The sequence below is a fragment of the Nonomuraea sp. NPDC005983 genome (assembly GCF_040614375.1).
Taxonomy (GTDB): Bacteria; Actinomycetota; Actinomycetes; order Streptosporangiales; family Streptosporangiaceae; genus Nonomuraea.
The window spans coordinates 57,068-74,303 of record NZ_JBEXUP010000010.1; the positions used below are offsets into that span (position 1 = coordinate 57,068).

At 70.7% G+C, this 17,236-nt stretch carries 19 protein-coding genes; 8 read left to right on the forward strand and 11 right to left on the reverse strand.

The annotated features are described in order from the left end of the window. Window positions 1–18: 18 nt before the first annotated feature. Window positions 19–486 carry an anthrone oxygenase family protein gene (locus ABZ297_RS07675; protein WP_355341006.1) on the forward strand — a complete coding sequence of 156 codons (468 nt, stop codon included), beginning with the start codon at window positions 19–21 and terminating at the stop codon, window positions 484–486. 37 nt (window positions 487–523) lie between these two features. On the opposite strand, the gene lpdA is transcribed toward ABZ297_RS07675, so the two are convergent. After that, a complete protein-coding gene (gene lpdA, locus ABZ297_RS07680) occupies window positions 524–1,903 on the reverse strand; it encodes a dihydrolipoyl dehydrogenase (RefSeq protein ID WP_355341009.1) in 1,380 nt (459 codons plus the stop codon). Between the two features lie 66 nt (window positions 1,904–1,969). Further along, window positions 1,970–2,344: a tautomerase family protein gene (locus ABZ297_RS07685; protein ID WP_355341012.1), complete on the reverse strand. Its 375-nt coding sequence runs from the start codon at window positions 2,342–2,344 to the stop codon at window positions 1,970–1,972. Window positions 2,345–2,362: 18 nt separating this feature from the next. Between ABZ297_RS07685 and ABZ297_RS07690 the strand changes: the two genes are divergently transcribed. Genes ABZ297_RS07690 through ABZ297_RS07700 form a run of 3 tightly spaced genes read left to right on the forward strand, consistent with a single transcriptional unit; the run spans window position 2,363 to window position 4,646 of the window. Beyond that, complete coding sequence (locus ABZ297_RS07690) at window positions 2,363–3,013, forward strand: response regulator transcription factor (protein ID WP_355341015.1); 651 nt, start codon at window positions 2,363–2,365, stop codon at window positions 3,011–3,013. Between the two features lie 5 nt (window positions 3,014–3,018). After that, on the forward strand, window positions 3,019–4,086 hold the full coding sequence (locus ABZ297_RS07695) for a quinone-dependent dihydroorotate dehydrogenase (RefSeq protein WP_355341018.1): 1,068 nt from the start codon (window positions 3,019–3,021) through the stop codon (window positions 4,084–4,086). Next, window positions 4,083–4,646 (forward strand): GNAT family protein, encoded by a 564-nt coding sequence (locus tag ABZ297_RS07700; protein ID WP_355341021.1) that lies wholly within the window; start codon window positions 4,083–4,085, stop codon window positions 4,644–4,646. The genes ABZ297_RS07695 and ABZ297_RS07700 overlap by 4 nt, the downstream gene beginning before the upstream one ends. Window positions 4,647–4,679: 33 nt before the next feature. On the opposite strand, the gene ABZ297_RS07705 is transcribed toward ABZ297_RS07700, so the two are convergent. From ABZ297_RS07705 to ABZ297_RS07720, 4 genes are all read right to left on the reverse strand, one after another. Then, a complete protein-coding gene (locus tag ABZ297_RS07705) occupies window positions 4,680–6,275 on the reverse strand; it encodes a beta-N-acetylhexosaminidase (RefSeq protein ID WP_355341024.1) in 1,596 nt (531 codons plus the stop codon). Continuing rightward, the gene (locus ABZ297_RS07710; RefSeq protein WP_355341027.1) at window positions 6,272–7,081 is read right to left on the reverse strand and encodes an N-acetylmuramoyl-L-alanine amidase; all 810 of its coding nucleotides are present in this window, start codon (window positions 7,079–7,081) and stop codon (window positions 6,272–6,274) included. The genes ABZ297_RS07705 and ABZ297_RS07710 overlap by 4 nt, the downstream gene beginning before the upstream one ends. Window positions 7,082–7,109: 28 nt before the next feature. After that, the gene (locus ABZ297_RS07715; RefSeq protein WP_355341030.1) at window positions 7,110–7,358 is read right to left on the reverse strand and encodes a hypothetical protein; all 249 of its coding nucleotides are present in this window, start codon (window positions 7,356–7,358) and stop codon (window positions 7,110–7,112) included. A gap of 125 nt (window positions 7,359–7,483) precedes the next feature. Beyond that, the gene (locus tag ABZ297_RS07720) at window positions 7,484–8,476 is read right to left on the reverse strand and encodes a LacI family DNA-binding transcriptional regulator (protein WP_355341033.1); all 993 of its coding nucleotides are present in this window, start codon (window positions 8,474–8,476) and stop codon (window positions 7,484–7,486) included. Window positions 8,477–8,679: 203 nt separating this feature from the next. On the opposite strand from ABZ297_RS07720, the gene ABZ297_RS07725 reads away from it, so the two are divergent. Next, window positions 8,680–9,345, forward strand: coding sequence for a TetR/AcrR family transcriptional regulator (locus ABZ297_RS07725; RefSeq protein WP_355341036.1), 666 nt, complete (start codon window positions 8,680–8,682; stop codon window positions 9,343–9,345). Between the two features lie 129 nt (window positions 9,346–9,474). Here ABZ297_RS07725 and bldC read toward each other — a convergent pair whose 3' ends face one another. Both bldC and ABZ297_RS07735 read right to left on the reverse strand, forming a co-directional pair. Next, complete coding sequence (gene bldC / locus ABZ297_RS07730; RefSeq protein ID WP_013133571.1) at window positions 9,475–9,678, reverse strand: developmental transcriptional regulator BldC; 204 nt, start codon at window positions 9,676–9,678, stop codon at window positions 9,475–9,477. Window positions 9,679–10,001: 323 nt separating this feature from the next. Further along, window positions 10,002–10,865: a hypothetical protein gene (locus ABZ297_RS07735; RefSeq protein ID WP_355341041.1), complete on the reverse strand. Its 864-nt coding sequence runs from the start codon at window positions 10,863–10,865 to the stop codon at window positions 10,002–10,004. 106 nt (window positions 10,866–10,971) lie between these two features. Between ABZ297_RS07735 and ABZ297_RS07740 the strand changes: the two genes are divergently transcribed. Then, window positions 10,972–12,051: a Glu/Leu/Phe/Val dehydrogenase dimerization domain-containing protein gene (locus ABZ297_RS07740; RefSeq protein ID WP_355341044.1), complete on the forward strand. Its 1,080-nt coding sequence runs from the start codon at window positions 10,972–10,974 to the stop codon at window positions 12,049–12,051. A gap of 151 nt (window positions 12,052–12,202) precedes the next feature. Continuing rightward, window positions 12,203–12,427, forward strand: coding sequence for a DUF3073 domain-containing protein (locus ABZ297_RS07745; RefSeq protein ID WP_350812090.1), 225 nt, complete (start codon window positions 12,203–12,205; stop codon window positions 12,425–12,427). Window positions 12,428–12,524: 97 nt separating this feature from the next. On the opposite strand, the gene purM is transcribed toward ABZ297_RS07745, so the two are convergent. Both purM and purF read right to left on the reverse strand, forming a co-directional pair. Further along, the gene (gene purM / locus ABZ297_RS07750) at window positions 12,525–13,574 is read right to left on the reverse strand and encodes a phosphoribosylformylglycinamidine cyclo-ligase (protein WP_355341047.1); all 1,050 of its coding nucleotides are present in this window, start codon (window positions 13,572–13,574) and stop codon (window positions 12,525–12,527) included. Continuing rightward, complete coding sequence (purF, locus tag ABZ297_RS07755) at window positions 13,571–15,007, reverse strand: amidophosphoribosyltransferase (protein WP_355341050.1); 1,437 nt, start codon at window positions 15,005–15,007, stop codon at window positions 13,571–13,573. The genes purM and purF overlap by 4 nt, the downstream gene beginning before the upstream one ends. Window positions 15,008–15,323: 316 nt before the next feature. Between purF and ABZ297_RS07760 the strand changes: the two genes are divergently transcribed. Beyond that, window positions 15,324–16,718: a hypothetical protein gene (locus tag ABZ297_RS07760; RefSeq protein ID WP_355341053.1), complete on the forward strand. Its 1,395-nt coding sequence runs from the start codon at window positions 15,324–15,326 to the stop codon at window positions 16,716–16,718. Here the strand turns inward: ABZ297_RS07760 and ABZ297_RS07765 are convergent. Beyond that, on the reverse strand, window positions 16,715–17,185 hold the full coding sequence (locus tag ABZ297_RS07765) for a sterol carrier family protein (RefSeq protein WP_355341055.1): 471 nt from the start codon (window positions 17,183–17,185) through the stop codon (window positions 16,715–16,717). The two genes, ABZ297_RS07760 and ABZ297_RS07765, sit on opposite strands and share 4 nt — an antisense overlap. Window positions 17,186–17,236 lie beyond the last annotated feature (51 nt).

Sequence of the window (17,236 nt, forward strand, 5' to 3'; positions counted from 1 at the left end):
AAGGGGGATTATGTGGGCATGTTGTCGGTTCTGGCGCTGATCGCCGCTGCCCTCGCCATCGTCCTGAACGGCCTCATGGCGGGCGCCTTCCACGCCTTCTCCACGTCCGTCGTGCCCGGCCTCGACGCGGTCGCCGCAGATCAGGCGGCAGAGTCCATGCGCAGCATGAACAGGAAGATCCTCAATCCGCGATTCTTGTCGGCCTTCGTGCTGGCCCCGGTCGCGTCCGTCGCCGCAGGGGGGCTCGTGCTGCCGCTCGGGCAGAGCGGCGCGGCCATCGCCTTCTTCGCCGCCGGAGTGGTCTACTTCGTGGGCGCGCTCATGGTGACGGGCGCCGTCAACGTGCCACTGAACAACGCGCTGGAGGCGGGGGAGGTGCAGTGGCAGGGGTTCTCACCCCGCTGGACGCGCTGGAACACGCTGCGCACCGTCTCGTCCGTGATCAGCCTGCTGCTGCTGGTCGCGGGGCTGTACTTCTGGCGGTGATCGGTACGGCCCGCGCCGTACCGATCACGCGGGCGGCTCACATGTTGATCATGTGCCCCGCGAGGCCGTGGATCGCCTCCTTGACCGCCTCACCGAGTGTCGGGTGGGCGTGCACGTTGCGGGCGACCTCGTGCACGGTGAGGTCCCACTGCTGCGCCAGCGTCAGCTCGGGCAGCAGCTCGGTGACCTCGGGCCCGATCAGGTGGCCGCCGAGCAGCTCACCGTACTGGTTGTCGCTGATGAGCTTGACGAAGCCCACCGCGTCGCCGAGGCCGTGGGCCTTGCCGTTCGCCGTGAACGGGAACTTGACCACCTTCACGTCGTAGCCCAGGTCGCGGGCCTGCGCCTCGGTGTAGCCGAAGCTGGCCACCTGCGGCTGGCAGTACGTCGCGCGCGGGATCATCGCGAAGTCCAGCTCCATGGTCTCGGCACCCGCGATGGTCTCGGCGGCGATGACGCCCATCGACTCGGCGGCGTGCGCGAGCATCAGCTTGGCCGTGACGTCGCCGATGGCGTAGATGTGCGGCACGTTGGTGCGGCCCCGGCCGTCGACCTGGATGGCGCCCCTGTCGGTGAGCGCGACACCGGTCTTCTCCAGCCCGTAGCCGTCGACGCGCGGCTGGAAGCCGATCGCCTGCAGCACCTTGTCGGCCTCCAGGACCTGCTGCTGCTGGTCGCGGGTGACCGTCACCTTGACGGAGGCGCCGGTGTCCTCGATGTTCTCCACCCGGGTCGAGGTGAGAACCTCGATGCCGAGCCGCTTGTAGCGCTTGGCCAGCTCGACCGAGACCTCCTCGTCCTCCAGCGGCACCATGCGGTCGAGGAACTCCACGATCGTCACCTTGACGCCGTAGTTGTGCAGGACGTACGCGAACTCCACGCCGATCGCGCCCGCGCCCGCGATGATGATGCTGGCCGGGAGCTGGTCGGACAGGATCTGCTCCTCGTACGTCACCACCCGCTCCGACAGCGACGTGCCGGGGATCAACCGGGTCGAGGCACCGGTGGCGATGATGCAGTTGGCGAAGGTGATCGTCTCGCCGTTCACCTGGATCGTGTTGGAGTCCAGGAAGGTGCCGCGGCCGTCGTACTCCGTGATGGCGTTCTTCTTCATCAGGTAGTGCACGCCCTTGACCCGGCCGTCAGCCACCTTGCGGCTGCGCGTGAAGGCCGCGCCGTAGTCGAAGCTGACCTGGCCGCTGATGCCGAAGGTCTTGGCCTCGTTGTTGAAGATGTGGGCCAGCTCGGCGTTACGCAGCAGCGCCTTGGACGGGATACAGCCCACGTTCAGGCAGACGCCACCCCAGTACTTCTCCTCGATGACCGCTGTGCGCAGCCCGAGCTGGGCGGCGCGGACCGCGGCCGTGTATCCCCCCGGACCCGCGCCGAGAACGACGACGTCATAGTGAGTGCTCATGAGTCGGACCATACCGCCCGCTCAGCGCTGCCTCTGCTGCTGGTCGGCGGGGGAGCGGCGGATCGGCTATACCTCGACCGTGTACGGCAGCGCCAGCTCGTCGGCGGGGACACCGCGGATGCCCCAGTTGACCTTGGGCATCTCGATGATGGTGATCTCGATGTCTTCGGCCGCGTACCCGGATTTCTCGTAGACGGCCCGGATCAGCGCGCGCTTCGCGTCGTCGCTGCGGCCGGTGAAGCAGATCACCTCGATGATCAGGTAGCTCTCGCTCCGCATCGGGCAGACCAGGTCGTCGGCGTCCAGCAGCAGGAACCGGTGGAACCGCTTGTCCTCCGGCAGCCCCCACGCGCTCACCAGGCAGGAGTGCAGCCAGTCGGACACCTCGCGCTGCCGGCCCGCCCACACGTCGCGGCGCCCGTAGATTTTCACCTGTGCCACGTCGGCCACTATAGAGATGTGATTCGCATACTCCTCGCCGACGACGAAGCCATGATCCGCGCCGGAGTCCGCGCCATCCTCGCCTCCGACCCGGAGCTGGACGTGGTCGCCGAGGCCGCCGACGGCAGGGAGGCGGTCGATCTGGCCATCAGCCACCACCCCGACGTCGCGCTGCTCGACATCCGGATGCCGAAGCTCGACGGCCTCGCGGCCGCGGCCGAGATTCGCAGGGCCGCGCCGGGCACGTCCGTGGTGATGCTGACCACCTTCGGCGAGGACGACTACATCGCCAAGGCGCTGGAGGTGGGAGCCGGCGGCTTCCTGCTCAAGGCGGGCGACCCGCGCGAGCTGATCGCCGGTGTCCACGCGGTCGCCGAGGGCGCGGCGTACCTGTCGCCGAAGGTGGCCCAGCGGGTCATCGCGCAGCTGTCGGGCGGCCGGATGGCGCGCGGAGCCGCCGCCCGCGACCGCGTAGCGGCGCTGACCGAGCGGGAGCGCGAGGTGCTCGCCCTGCTCGGAGCCGGGCTGTCGAACGCGGAGATCGCCCGCAGGCTGCACATCGTGGAGGGCACGGTGAAGGCGTACGTCAGCACCATCCTGACCCGGCTGGACGTGCGCAACCGGGTGCAGGCCGCGATCATCGCGCACGAGGCCGGCTTGGTAGCCTGAGTCTGATGTATCGCCTCGTGTTCTCGCAGGTCTTGCGGCGTTTCGACGCCGAGGCCGTGCACCATCTCACTGTCAGGGCCTTCGCGGTCCTCTCGTCGCTGCCGCTGGTCAAGCGGCTGCTCTACCGTGCGCTCGCGCCGCGCGACCCGGCGCTGCGGGTCAGCGCGTTCGGCGTGCACTTCCCCGGGCCGCTCGGGCTCGCGGCCGGGTTCGACAAGGACGCCGCCTGCGCCGAGGGCATCGCCGCGCTCGGCTTCGGCCACGTCGAGGTCGGCACCATCACCGCGCACGGCCAGCCGGGCAACCCGCGTCCGCGCCTGTTCAGGCTGGTGTCGCAGCGGGCGATCATCAACAGGATGGGCTTCAACAACGCCGGGGCCGCGGCCGCCGCGCGCCGCCTGCGCCGCGTCCGCGGGGTGCCGGTGGTGGTCGGGGTCAACATCGGCAAGACCAAGGTGGTGCCGGAGTCCGAGGCGGCGGCCGACTACGCGGCCAGCGCCAAGGAGCTCGCCCCGCTCGCCGACTACCTGGTGGTCAACGTCAGCTCGCCGAACACGCCGGGGCTGCGCAACCTGCAGGCGGTCGAGCTGCTGCGCCCGCTGCTCGCCACGGTCAAGGAGGTCGCCGACGGCACTCCCCGGCGCACGCCGCTGCTCGTCAAGATCGCCCCGGACCTCGCCGACGAGGACGTCGACGCCGTCGCCGACCTGGCGCTGGAGCTGGGGCTCGACGGCATCATCGCGACCAACACCACGATCAGGCACGGCGGCGAGACGGGCGGCCTGTCGGGGCGGCCGTTGAAGGTGCGCTCGATGGAGGTGCTGCGCCGCCTGCGCGCCCGGGTGGGCGACCAGATCACGCTGGTGTCGGTCGGCGGCGTCGAGGACGTCGACGACGTCTGGGAGCGCCTGCTGGCGGGCGCGACCCTGGTGCAGGGCTACACCGGCTGGATCTACGGCGGCCCGCTGTGGGCCTCGCGCATCCACCGGCAGCTGGCCCGCCGGGTCAGGCGGCACGGCCTCACCTCGGTCGCCGAGGCCATCGGCCGCACCGCCCCTAGAGTGGGGCCATGATCACAGAAGCGACGCCGCTCAAGGACGGCATCCTGCTGCGCCCCGTCGTCGAGGCCGACGCGGAGGCGATGCTGGCGGCCTACGAACGCAACCGCGAGCACCTGCTCCCCTGGGAGCCGCGCCGCGCGCCCGAGTTCTTCACCCTGGCGGGGCAGCGGGCGCGGATCAGGGAGATGGTCGAGACCCAGCGCCTGGGCCAGCTGGTCCCCTTGATCCTCGTCGACGGCGACCGGATGATCGGCACCATGACCCTGTCGGGCATCGTCATGGGGCCGTTCCGCAACGCCAACCTGGGCTACTGGGTCGACGGTGAGTACAACGGCAGGGGCATCGCGTCCCTGGCGGTCCAGGCGGTCCTGCACGCGGCGGACGAACAGCTCGGCCTGCACCGGATCCAGGCGGGCACCCTGGTGCACAACGTGGCCTCCCAGCGGGTCCTGGCGAAGGCCGGGTTCGAGTTGATCGGCCGGGCTCCCCGGTACCTGGCGATCAACGGGGTCTGGCAGGACCACCTGCTCTTCCAGCGCATCCTGCACGACCGGCCGCCGACTGTCTCCTGAGAGTCAGAGGGCCGGCCGGGCGCAGGCGGTGGGTCACACACTCGGGCGGGTGGACTCCGCGTCGTAGGTCATGGTGTCGAGGCGGGACATCACATCGGCGACACTCACCGTGCCCGGCCGGTGCGGGCGTCGCCGCTGCCACGGGTGCGGCCCCTCCAGGGGGCGGTACTCCACGCCGAGCGCGTCCAGCCGCCCGAGGTGGGCGCGCAGGCGCTCGTCGAAGTCGTCGCCGCCGCCCGACCATGTCACCTCGGCCAGCGCGCAGGCGCGCGGCCAGACGCGGTAGTCGAGCGTGCGGGCGTCGGGGACGCGCTCGGTCCACAGCTGCCCCTGCGCCCCGAGGACGTGGGAGCGCTCCTCGGCGGTCCAGCTGGAGGGGGCGGGGTCGAACGCGGCGACGTCCGCCACCGTGATGGTGTCGCCGATCGCCATCGGCTCGTCGGGGGAGGCGGACTCCGCGTAGTCGAAGTACAGCGGGAACACCGGCGTCGCCACCACGTCGTGCCCGGCCGCGGCGGCCCGGCGGCCGACGCCCATGCCGCGCCACGGCATCACCACGGTGTCCTGGCGCAGCCGGCCGCTGACGAACGCCTCATCCCACACGACCGCGCGTGAGCCGCGCTCGGCGAGCGCGTCGGCGAGCCGCCTCAGGAACCACCCCTGGAGGTCCACCACCGACTCGAGGCCGAGAGACTCGCCGTACGCGGTGATCTCCGGCGAGGCGGACCAGCGGTCGAGGACGACCTCGTCGCCGCCGATGTGCACGTACGGGGTCTCGCCGAGCGCGCCGATCAGCTCGTCGAAGATCGCCGTCAGGAACTCCACGGTCGGCGGAGTCGGCGACAGGATCGCCGAGGAGATGCCCCAGCGGTGCAGGACGTCGTGCCGCTCCCCGGTGGCGCCGAGCGACGGGTAGGCCGCCAGGATGGCCGACGCGTGGCCGGGCACGTCGATCTCCGGGACGACCGTGACGGCCCTGGCGCGGGCGTACGCGCCGATCTCGGCCAGGTCGTCGAGCGTGTAGTAGCCGCCGTGCGGGAGGTCGTCGTAGGTCTCAGGCTCGCGGTGGTAGTTGGACGCCGTGCGCGGCCGGTGTGACGACACCTCGTGCAGCAGCGGGTAGGCCCGGCTCTCCACCCGCCAGCCCTGGTCGTCGGCCAGGTGCAGGTGCAACCGGTTCAGCTTGTGCACGGCCATCAGGTCGAGCAGGCGCAGGATCTCCCACTTGGGGAAGAAGTGCCGGGCGACGTCCAGGTGCAGGCCGCGCCACGAGAAGCGGGGGGAGTCCTCGATCCGCGCCCCCGGAACGATCCACCCCTCCCGCGTGGTGAACCGGTAGGACGCGTCGGGCAGCGACTGGTGCAGCGTCTGCCCCGCGTAGAAGGCGCCCGCCCGGCCGCCCGCCGCGATCTCGACCCCGCGCGACCCCGTGACCAGCCGGTAGTCCTCCGGGCCGAGCGCGGGGTCCAGCCGCAGCTCGATCGCGCCCGCATCACCGGGACGCAGGTCGAGGAAGGGCAGCGCGAGGCGGACGGCGTCGACCAGGTCGGCGGGCCCGGAGATCGCGGCGCCCGTGGTCAGCTCGTAGGAACCAGACAGTGGGTTGTGCAGGTTCGCGCGAGGAATCATGCTTCGAGATAGTGCTGCAATCCGTCGGCCAGCGCCAGCGCGATCCGCTGCCGGAACTTCGGATCCTGGAACTTGGCGGCCTCGGCGGGGTTCTTCATGTTGCCGCACTCGACGAAGACCTTCGGCACCGTCGAGAGGTTGAGCCCGCCCAGGTCGGAGCGGTAGTCGAGGGCCTTGCTGCCGATGTAGGTGGAGTACGGCAGACCGGTGCCCTTCCTGAAGGAGTCGCGGACGGCCACGCCGAGTTTGCTGGACTTGCCCACCACCGGGTCGACCGGACCGTTGATCTTCTTCGGCATGATCACGTGGAAGCCGTGCCCGGCCGGAGGCGCGCCGTCGGCGTGCACGGAGAGCGCGGCGTCGGCCTTGGCCTTGTTGCCGATGGCGGCCCGCTCGGTGATGCAGGGGCCGACCCCGGTGTTGCTCGACCTGGTCAGCGTGACCTTGGCGCCGCGCGACTCGAGCAGCTTGACCAGGCGGTTGGAGACGTCCCAGGTGAAGGCGGCCTCGGTGTAGCCGCCGGTGGTCTCGGTGCCGGTGGTGTCGCAGGGCTTCCACTTGGTCAGCACGTTGACCTTGCGGTTGACGGCCGCCGGGTTCTTGTAGTTCCCGCCGTTGTGACCTGGGTCGATGACGACGACCTTGCCGTCGAGAGGCTTGGCCGTCGCGACGCCAGCGGCCTGCGCGGGCGGGGCCGGGGCCGGCTCGGCGGCCCGGCCCGCCGACGCGCCACCGGTGACGGCGCCGCCACAGCCGGTGGCGATCAGGCCGCAGATGGCGAGGACGGACGCTGGGAAAGCTCGCATGAACTCCAACTTACGCCAACCCGGGCCGTCACCAGACGCGTTCGCCGACCTCCTGCCGCTGGAGCAGCGCGGCCAGCTCCCGCGCCTCCTCGGCGTCGAGCCCGAGCACGACACGGGGGCGGCCCCACGGGTGGTCGAGGGAGTGGGCCACGTAGCTCGCCACGGACTCCGCCCCGGTGTCGCCGCTCCTGCCCCTGGACGCGCGCCACTGCGCCCAGGCGCGTTCGAGCTCGGACGCAGCGCGCTGGGCGCAGGACACCAGTTCTGGATCACGCATGACTGTCCCCCCGGATCAGCTTGTGACCGAACAAAGTCCGGTCACACCTCACCACCGCATGACCCTGATGAGTAAACCAACGTGCCGTGTTGTGGCTGGGCGGGTTGACCCAGCCTTGGGATTTCCTAGGCCGGACCCGTGCTGCGCCGCACGATCAGTTCGGGTGTCACCTGGCGCAGCCTGGCGACCTTGGCGGGATCACCGATACGGTCGCTGAGCAGCGCCGCCGCCGACCGTCCCATGGTGCGTCTGGGCTGGTCGACGGAGGTGAGCGAGATGTGCTGCGAGGCCGACAGGTGCGTGTTGTCGTAGCCGACGACCGAGAGGTCCTCGGGCACCCGCAGGCCCATCTCGCCGGCCGCCGACAGCACCCCGAGCGCCACCGCGTCGTTGGCGGCGAAGATCGCCGTGGGTCTCGGGTCGCGGGTCAGCAGCGCCATCGCCGCCTGCCTGCCACCCTCCTCCGTCGACTCGGCGTGCTCGACCATGATGAACGGGGCGAGCGAGTGCCTGCGCATCGCTACGAGGTAGCCCTCGCAGCGTGAGGGGCGCGGGCCCTCGATGTGCGCGATCCGTTTGTGGCCGAACTCGACCAGGTGGTCGATGGCCAGGCGGGCGCCGAGCTGGTCGTCGTCGACCACGATGTCGACGCCGTTGAGCTCGATGTCACGTTCCCCTACGACGACGGTCGGGGTGTAGGAGGTGGCCTCGATGAGGGTCTCGCTGGTCGGCGCGATGCCCAGCAGGACCAGCCCGTCGACCCTGAGCTCGAGGAAGGCCTCCACGGCCTCGTCCTCGAAGGAGGGGTCCCACTGGCTGTTCCCGATCAGCATGCGCAGTCCGTCGCCGTGCAGGCTCTCCTGTAAGCCGTCGAGGAACTCGGCGTAGAACGGGTTGTGCAGGTCGGCGACGAGCGCGCCGACGAGGTGGGTGCGGCCCTCGACGAGGCTGCGGGCCACCGCGTTGGGGCGGTAGCCGAGTTCCCTGGCGGCTTGGAGCACGGCCTCGCGCCGGTGCTCGCTCACGTGCGGCGAGCCGCGCAGCACCAGCGAGACCAGCGATTTCGAGACGCCGGCCCGCTCGGCGACGTTGCGGATCGTGGGCCGGGGCCGAGGCACCGCGTCTGCTTCGCGGAGCTCGGTAATGGTTGAAGTGTTGACGGGTGGTCCTGACATGTGTCTCCCCCGCGATGCGAAGATGGGCACCTGTCTCACCAAACGATCGAGTTCCCCGCAGGGTACGGCCTCAGGTTAGGGAAGGCTGATATTGACCTGAAGGTCACACGTCCGCTATCGGGTAGGGGGTCGGCTACTGTGCAGGTGTGACACCCGGGAAGCCAGCCGAGACGGCGCGACCGGCCCGCCGCAGGCTCAGCGTCGACCGCCGTCGCGAGGAGCTCATGGCGGCGGCCCTGGAGCTGTTCAGCACGCGCGACGCCGAAGATGTCTCGATCGACGACGTGGCCTCGGCGGCAGGCGCTTCGCGGGCCCTGGTCTACCACTACTTCGGCGGCAAGCAGGAGCTCTACGTGGCGGCGCTGAGGAGCGCGGCGGAGCAGTTGGAGTCGCGGCTGCGGCCCCAGGAGGGCGGCAGGCCGCTCGACGAGCTGGCCTCGGGGCTCAGGCGGTACTTCGACTTCGTCGAGGAGCACGCGGCGGGCTTCGCGGCGCTGCTGCGCGGTGGTCCGGCCAACCGGGCGGGCGAGGTGGGAGAGATCGTCGACGGCGTGCGCCGCCGCCTGTTCCGCCTCATCCAGAAGCAGATGAGGGTCGAGGAGCCGAGCCCGGTGCTGCGCACCACCCTGCGCTCGTGGATCGCCTCGGTCGAGACCGCGGGCCTCGACTGGCTCGAACACCGTGACATCGAGCGTGCGACGCTCGAGAAGATGCTCGTCGACCACATGGTGGCGTTGCTGGGGGTGGCCGCCGGCTACGACGGCGAGGTCAACAGGCTCCTGGAACTGCTCACCCGGGAGCAGTTGGCCTGAGGGAGGGAAGGATGGCGCCGGGCGGGCGGCGCCAGCTCCCGTTGCGACGTGTCGTCGTCACAAAGGTGGACCGGGCTTGGGAACCTGGCCCACCGTTCAACCCCCCTGAGGTTCGTGACGATCTCGGCATTACTCCGAGCGCTGCTGCGGAATGCCCGCGAGCAGTGCCCGAACCTCGGTCTCCCGGTAGCGCCGGTGACCGCCGAGTGTACGAATCGACGTCAACTTGCCCGCCTTGGCCCACCGGGTGACGGTCTTGGGGTCGACCCTGAACATGGTCGCGACCTCGGCGGGCGTGAGCAGTGGCTCGGCCTCGGGTGTACGAGCTGACATTTGTGCGGCCTCTCCTCCGTGTGGACCGTTCGTAGCGATCCGGCGACTGCGGTTGCGCGTGTCACGGATGTCCCCCTATGGCCCGAAGCGTGCGGCTTTTCTGGACCATATGCGGCATCACCCGAAGTGACCATACCGCCACGCAGAGCGATTGGCGAGCCCTTCTTTGACCCAACTGCCCGCCCACATGGCGATGTCACGCTCGGTGATTCTAGCGACACGTTTCGTGGTATCGCAGTGAAAACGGCAAACTACTCTTCTCGCAGAAGCGAGTAGCCGCGAGTCATGACCTACTCATGCAGGTCAGACGGTCGCAATGGGGCTCAGTTGGCAGATTCCAGAAGTTGCATTGACTTCCATCGAAGGACGACCCTCTGGTACATGGCGAACGCAAGCTCTTCTTGACCCGTGTCCAAACCCGTGAGGGCCGCCGCCAGCTCGGCCACCGACTGGTCGGCCTGGAGCGCGTCGTCGTCCATGAGGTGGACCAGGCCGCCGTAGTCGAGTTCTACCAGCGAGTGCGGGTGGAACTCCTCCAGCCAGCGGGCCACGTCCTCGACGTCGAAGTTGGCGGCCGCGTCGCCCAGGTGCCTGCGCAGGACCTGCAGCGCCCGCGCCGAGCGCCGCCTGGCCTGGGCCATGGAGGTCACGTAGATGAGGTTGCGGCCCGTAGCGGTCGTCACGTCCTGGCCGGGGTTGGCCGAGCCGAGCACCAGCCAGCGCTCGTTCCCGTCGAACGGCACGAACCAGGACGCTGGCACGTGCCACGCGGTGGTGCGGATGTGGGTGCGCAGCGCCGAGGAGCCCTGGCTGCGCTTGTGCCGGTCGAAGTCGTCGGCCGTCTGGTCGGCGATCGCCTTGGGGACGAGACGGTCCATCAGCTTCACAGGAGTGCCGCCACGCAGCTTCGAGAAGGCCAGCCACGAGCGCAACCGGGTCTGCCAGGGACACACGTACAGACGGTCCTCTACGCGCCGCAGATAGGCGTTGTGGCTCTCCTGGGCGGGTGCCGGATGCGGGGGCATGCCGAGCAGGCGCCTGACGGACTCGTCGTGCTCGGCGTTGAGCGCGTTGGCACGGCGCGGACGGTCACGGGAGTCGGCGTAGTCGGCCCAGACCTTGCGCTCGGATTCGGGGAACGCGGTCAGCGGCTCGTAGACGCGGAGGTACGCGGCATAGGGCAGCACGGAGGCATCGTGTCATGAAGACAACCTGCTTGCACCGTTGTGGCTACTACGCTGATAGGTGATCTCCGCCGCAAAGAGGCGGCGGACCGGACAGGGAGTCACTACCGTGACCGACGTCTTCGGGTCGTCCCACAAGGACGTCCACGAGCAGGTCGTGTTCTGCGCCGACGAGCAGAGCGGCCTGCGTGCCATCATCGCCATCCACAACACCGTGCTCGGCCCGGCCCTGGGGGGAACGAGGTTCTACCCCTACGAGAACGAGCAGGCGGCCCTCGCCGACGTGCTCAACCTGGCCAAGGGGATGGCCTACAAGAACGCGCTCGCCGGGCTCGACCTGGGCGGCGGCAAGGCCGTCATCATCGGCGACCCCACGCGCGACAAGAGCGAGGCGCTGCTGCGCGCCTACGGCAGGTTCGTCGAGTCGCTCGGCGGGCGCTACATCACCGCCTGTGACGTGGGCACCTACAGCGAGGACATGGACATCGTCGCGCGCGAGTCGCGTTACGTGACCGGCCGCACCCTGGCGCACGGCGGCGCCGGCGACAGCTCGATCCTCACCGCGTTCGGCGTCTTCCAGGGCATGCGCGCCGCGGCGGAGCGCGTGTTCGGCACGCCTTCGCTGCACGGCAGGCGGGTGGGCGTCGAGGGCGTCGGCAAGGTCGGCCACCGCCTGGTGGACCTCCTGCGCGAGGACGGCGCCGAGGTCGTCGTGTGCGACGTCAGCCCCCAGGCCGTCGAGCGGGTGCGCCAGCGCCACCCCGAGGTGGACGTCGTCGCCGACGCCCGCGCCCTCGTCACCTCCGACCTCGACGTCTTCGCCCCCTGCGCCCTGGGAGGGGCGCTGAACGACACCTCCGTGGCCGAGCTCAAGGCGTCGATCGTCTGCGGTGCGGCCAACAACCAGCTCGCCCACCCCGGCGTCGAGAAGCAGCTCGCCGAGCGCGGCATCCTGTACGCCCCCGACTACGTGGTCAACTCCGGCGGTGTGATTCAGGTCGCAGACGAGATCGAGGGTTTCAACATGGAGCGCGCCAGAGCCAAGGCGGCCCAGATCTACGACACGACTCTGAAGATCTTCGCAATCGCCGCCGACGAGGGCGTTCCCCCCGCCGTGGCAGCCGATAGGCTGGCCGAGCGCAGAATGTCGGAAGTCGGACGTATTCGGGCGATTTGGCTGGGCCACTGACGCCCCACGTCCATACGACGTACCGAGCTGGGCACAAAACAGGTACGGTAATAGGCGAACGATAGGCTGACGCCCGAAGTCAGGCGGCGTCAGTGTGTGGTGCGTTAGCGACGAGGGGTCGGGGACGACCCCACACGAGGGGGTCGAGCCAATGGGGCGCGGCCGAGCAAAGGCCAAGCAGGTCAAGGTTGCTCGCCAGCTGAAGTACAACAGCGGTGGCACAGATCTTGATCGTCTTCGCGATGAACTCGGGGTCGGAGACTCCAGTAATGACGCCGACGACCTCAACGACGAGCTGGCGGATCGCTATGCCGATTACGCCGATGACTACGGTGCCGGAGACGACGACGATGACCGTACGTCCGGCCGCCGATAGCCGTTCATCTGGTTGACGTGGCCGAGGTTCCGGCGTCGCCGGCCCTCGGTCAAGCGTCGGGCCCCACGGACAACCATCCGTGGGGCTTTGTCGTCGCTCAGCGGTAGCGGGCCTGGCCCGTGCCCGGCACGATCTCGCCGAGAACCCACGAGTCGAGGCCCCTGGCGCCCAGCAGCCGGATCGCCTCGTCGGCGCTCTCGGGGGCGACCACGGCGGCCATGCCGACTCCCAGGTTGAACGTCCTGTCCATGTCCTTCTGCGCGATGCGGCCGTGGCCGGCCAGCACCTGGAAGACGGGCGGGGGAGTCCAGGAGGAGCGGTCGAGGACCGCGTCGAGATGCCCGGGCATGGAGCGGGTGATGTTGCCCTCGACGCCGCCGCCGGTGATGTGCGCGTAGGCGTGCACGTCCAGCGTGCGGGCCAGCTCCAGGCAGTCGAGCGAGTAGATGCGCGTCGGTTCGAGCAGCTCCTCGCCCAGCGGCCTGCCCAGCTCGGGCAGCACGGCGTCGAGCGACAGCGACGCCTCGCGCAGCACGTGCCGCACCAGCGAGTAGCCGTTGGAGTGGACGCCCGAGGACGCCAGCCCCAGCACCACGTCTCCGGTTCGGACCCGGTCGGGGCCCAGCAGCGCGGACGCCTCCACGACGCCCGTGCCCGCGCCCGCCAGGTCGTACTCGTCGGGCCCCATCGCGCCGGGGTGCTCGGCCGTCTCGCCGCCCACCAGCGCCGCGCCCGCCAGCCGGCAGCCCTCGGCGACGCCGCCGACGATCTCGGCGACCCGCTCCGGCACCACCTTGCCGCAGGCGATGTAGTCGGTCATGAACAGCGGCTCGGCCCCGCACACCACGAGGTCGTCGAGGACCATGCCGACGAGGTCGATGCCGATCGTGTCGTGCTTGCCGTAGCGCTGGGCGATCATGACCTTGGTGCCCACCCCGTCGGTGGACGTCGCCAGCAGCGGGCGCTGGTAGCGCAGCAGGGCCGAGGCGTCGAAGAGGCCGGCGAAGCCGCTGGCGTCGTCGACCACCTCCGGGCGGCGCGAACGGGCCACCTTGTCCTTCATCAGCGAGACGGCGCGCTCGCCCGCCTCGATGTCGACGCCCGCGGCCTCGTACGTGCTGCCGGGCCCATTGCTTCGCTCGCTCACGCCTTGCTCTCCAACACGAACTTGCCGACGTTGTCCTGGTCGATCGGGATGGGGTAGGAGCCGTCGAAGCAGGCCCGGCAGAGCCGGTCGGCGGGGATCGTGGTGGCCTCGGTGAGGCCCTCCAGCGAGATGTAGCCGAGCGAGTCGGCCCCCAGCGAGGCCCGGATCTCCTCGACCGTGAGCGAGCCCGCGATCAGCTCCGCCCTGGTGGCGAAGTCGATGCCGTAGAAGCACGGCCACGACACGGGCGGCGAGGAGATGCGGACGTGCACCTCGCGCGCCCCCGCCTCGCGCAGCATCTTGACGATCGCGCGCTGGGTGTTGCCGCGGACGATCGAGTCGTCGACCACCACCAGCCGCTTGCCTGCGACGACCTCGCGCAGCGGGTTCAGCTTGAGCCGGATCCCGAGCTGTCTGATGGTCTGCGACGGCTCGATGAAGGTGCGGCCGACATAGGAGTTCTTCACCAGGCCCTGGCCGTACGGGATGCCGCTCTCCTGGGCGTAGCCGACGGCCGCGGGCGTGCCCGACTCGGGGGTCGGGATGACCAGGTCGGCCTCGACGGGGTGCTCGCGGGCCAGCACGCGGCCCACCTCGACCCTGGTGACCTGCACGCCGCGGCCCGCGATCGTGGTGTCGGGACGGGCCAGGTAGACGTACTCGAACAGGCAGCCCTTCGGCTCGGCCAGGGCGAACCTGCGCGAGCGGACGCCGCGCTCGTCGATGGTGAGCAGCTCGCCCGGCTCGATCTCGCGGACGAACGTGGCGCCCACGATGTCGAGGGCGGCGGTCTCGGAGGCCACCACCCAGCCCCGCTCCAGGCGGCCGAGCACCAGAGGGCGGATGCCCTGCGGGTCGCGGGCCGCGTAGAGGGTCTTCTCGTCCATGAACACCAGCGAGTACGCGCCCTTGACCTGCGGCAGCAGCTCGACGGCGGAGTCCTCGACGGACCGGCTGCGGTCTTGGGCGAGCAGGGTGGTGAGCACCTCGGTGTCGGTGGTCGCCCTGGTGGCCCCCGGTGCCAGCCGCTCCGCCAGCACGGGTGTGTTGATCAGGTTGCCGTTGTGGGCCAGCGCGAGCCCGCCGACGTCGGTGGAGCTCAGCGTGGGCTGAGCGTTCTCCCACACGCTGGAACCGGTGGTGGAGTAGCGGCAGTGGCCGATCGCCAGGTGGCCGCGCAGCGTGCCCAGCACGGACTCGTCGAAGACCTGGGCGACGAGGCCCATGTCCTTGTAGACGAGGATACGGCTGCCCTCGCTGACCGCGATGCCAGCGGACTCCTGGCCGCGGTGCTGCAACGCGTACAGCCCGTAGTAGGTGAGTTTGGAAACTTCCTCGCCTGGCGCCCAGACGCCGAAGACACCGCAGGCGTCCTTGGGTGCACGGTCACTGGGGTCCAGGTCATGGCCGATCCGGCCGTCGCCCTTCAGCACGTGCTTCAGTCTAGGTCGGCCGCTTCCCTGCTCGCACACCCGGGGGCCGGATCAGTGGGCGTGGGCGGGCCTGTCCCGCGTTCGATCCGCCGCGGATGATCTCACCGGCGAGGTGTTCAGGGGCCCGTCAGGCCCTCTCTCATGGCGTTCCCCGCCTGTGGGGCAGGACGGCCTGCGCGACCAGGGCTTCCGCGACCTCGCTTGGACGTTTGGTGACCGAAGAGTGAACGGATGATTGCCGTGTCGCAGGGTTTTGGCGGGCGCTTCCGAGAAAAAGTGAAGTATCCGGCATTCCGACCCGTCGGGAGACGCAGACGTGACCACACCTGGGGACCCGAACCGCCCGCGCGAGGACCGTCCCGAAGAGCCCGAGGAGACCCCTGCCACCCCTCGGTGGGGCGAGGGGAGGACGGAGGAGCCGCCTGAGAAGCCGTCGGGCGGCCACCCCACGGCCGAACCCCCGGAGGGCGGGCGACGCGAGGCAGGGGCGCCTGAGGGGCCGGGGAGGGAGCCTGGCGCGCCCGGGGGGCCGGAGTCCGGGCCTGGTGCGCCCGCGAAGGCGGAGGAGCCGATCACGCCCGTCCCGCCGATCGTGCCGCGCCCGGAGGGCCCTGCCCCGCCGCCGCAGCCGGGGCCGGCTCCGGGGCCGGGCGGCGGGCCCGGCGGGCCGCACCACCCGGACCTGCCCGACTCGCCGGAGACGCCGGAGCCCTCGGAGTCCCCGCGCCCCAAGATGCCGCCGGACGCGGGCCGCGGCGGCGCGGGCCCTCCGGAGGCGGGCCGCGGGGATACGGGTCCTTCAGAGGCGGGCCGTGCGGACAAGGGCCCTCCGGACGCCGAGCGGACCGTCGCGTTCGAGCGGCCGAGCGCCGAGGAGACCCGGGTGTTCCCGGTCCCGGGAGCCACGCCTCCCTACCCGGGATGGGAGGGCACGTCCGCGGAGCCCGAACCCGGCCGCCCCGGCGCTCCGGCGCCATCCCGGTACGAACCGACCACCCAGGGCGAGAGGCCCTCGTTCGCCGCACAGGGCGAGCAGGCCGCCCCGGGCTCCCCGTACGAGGGCGGCCCCAAGGAGTACGGCCCTGAGGCCACCTACGGCGCCGGGGGCGGTACCCAGGAGCCGCGCCCTGAGCCGCCTCCGGGCGAGCCGGCCGTCCCCGGCACCTCGCCCTCCAGTCCGTACGGCGGCCCTCCAGGTGGAGGCGGACCGCCCTACGGCCCGCCGCCCGGCGGCGAGAGCCGGTACCCGCCGACCGGCGGCGAGGGCCCCTACGGCGGGCCGAGCCAGTACGGCGAGCCCGGCCAGTACGGCGGTGCGGGGCAGTACGTGCCGCCTGGCGGCGGCGGCCAGTACCCGCCGCCCGGCGGGGCGGGCCAGTATCCGCCCGGCTACCAGCCGCCCAGGCCCGGCAGCGGCCTCGCCACCGCCTCCCTGGTGCTGGGCGTGGCGAGCCCGTTCCTGGTGTTCGTCTGCTTCACCGGTCTGATCACCGCGATCCTGTCGATCGTCTTCGGCGGTGTCGCGGTCAGCAGGGGAGTGGGCAAGGGCCGCGCCATCACCGGCATCGTGCTCAGCGTCCTGGCGCTGGTGCTGTTCGCGATCGTGGCCGTCTGGTTCTGGAACGTGGTGCAGGAGTGCGGCCAACTGCCCGGCCAGCTCGCCGACCGCTGCTTCGAGCAGAAGTTCCCCTGGATGAACCGGCCACGCTAGCCGGTCGGATCGTCCTGGAGGGGCAGGTGCTCGGAGAGGTCGGCCCGGGACCCGCTGGCCGAGACGGCGCCTTTCGCCATCGCCTCGCCCCAGGTGAGGCGGCCCAGGGCCAGTTCGATCCAGGTGCGCCCGTCGGTCTCGACGACGTTCGGGGGTGTGCCACGCGTGTGCCGGGGCCCGGCGATGGCCTGGACGGCGGCGTACGGCGGGACCCGCACCTCGACGGTCCGGCCGGGCGCGGCGGTGGCGAGCCTGTCGAGCAGATACCTGACGGCCTGCCGGGCGGCGTCGCGCTCGGGCTGGAGCCCGCGGTCGTAGGCGGCCAGCACGGCCGCGACGAGCGCCCGTGGCAGCGTGGTGGCGGGGCCGTCGAAGGGCGGCTCGTCCAGCGCGACCAGTTGCGCGTCAAGCGCGGCCCGTACCTTCTCCAAGTCGAGTTTGCGTGGTGGCACCTCACCATTGTCCATCTGGTGTCTCCCCGGAAGCGTTCACCGTGCCGGAGGCCGCCGTTCACTTCC

Excerpts from the sequence above, each read along its gene's own strand:
- ABZ297_RS07675 (WP_355341006.1), top strand. The coding sequence starts at position 19 with ATGTTGTCGGTTCTGGCGCTGATCGCCGCTGCCCTCGCCATCGTCCTG.
- lpdA (WP_355341009.1), bottom strand. The coding sequence starts at position 1,903 with ATGAGCACTCACTATGACGTCGTCGTTCTCGGCGCGGGTCCGGGGGGA.
- ABZ297_RS07695 (WP_355341018.1), top strand. The coding sequence starts at position 3,019 with ATGTATCGCCTCGTGTTCTCGCAGGTCTTGCGGCGTTTCGACGCCGAG.
- ABZ297_RS07700 (WP_355341021.1), top strand. The coding sequence starts at position 4,083 with ATGATCACAGAAGCGACGCCGCTCAAGGACGGCATCCTGCTGCGCCCC.
- ABZ297_RS07705 (WP_355341024.1), bottom strand. The coding sequence starts at position 6,275 with ATGATTCCTCGCGCGAACCTGCACAACCCACTGTCTGGTTCCTACGAG.
- ABZ297_RS07710 (WP_355341027.1), bottom strand. The coding sequence starts at position 7,081 with ATGCGAGCTTTCCCAGCGTCCGTCCTCGCCATCTGCGGCCTGATCGCC.
- ABZ297_RS07715 (WP_355341030.1), bottom strand. The coding sequence starts at position 7,358 with ATGCGTGATCCAGAACTGGTGTCCTGCGCCCAGCGCGCTGCGTCCGAG.
- bldC (WP_013133571.1), bottom strand. The coding sequence starts at position 9,678 with ATGTCAGCTCGTACACCCGAGGCCGAGCCACTGCTCACGCCCGCCGAG.
- ABZ297_RS07745 (WP_350812090.1), top strand. The coding sequence starts at position 12,203 with ATGGGGCGCGGCCGAGCAAAGGCCAAGCAGGTCAAGGTTGCTCGCCAG.
- ABZ297_RS07765 (WP_355341055.1), bottom strand. The coding sequence starts at position 17,185 with ATGGACAATGGTGAGGTGCCACCACGCAAACTCGACTTGGAGAAGGTA.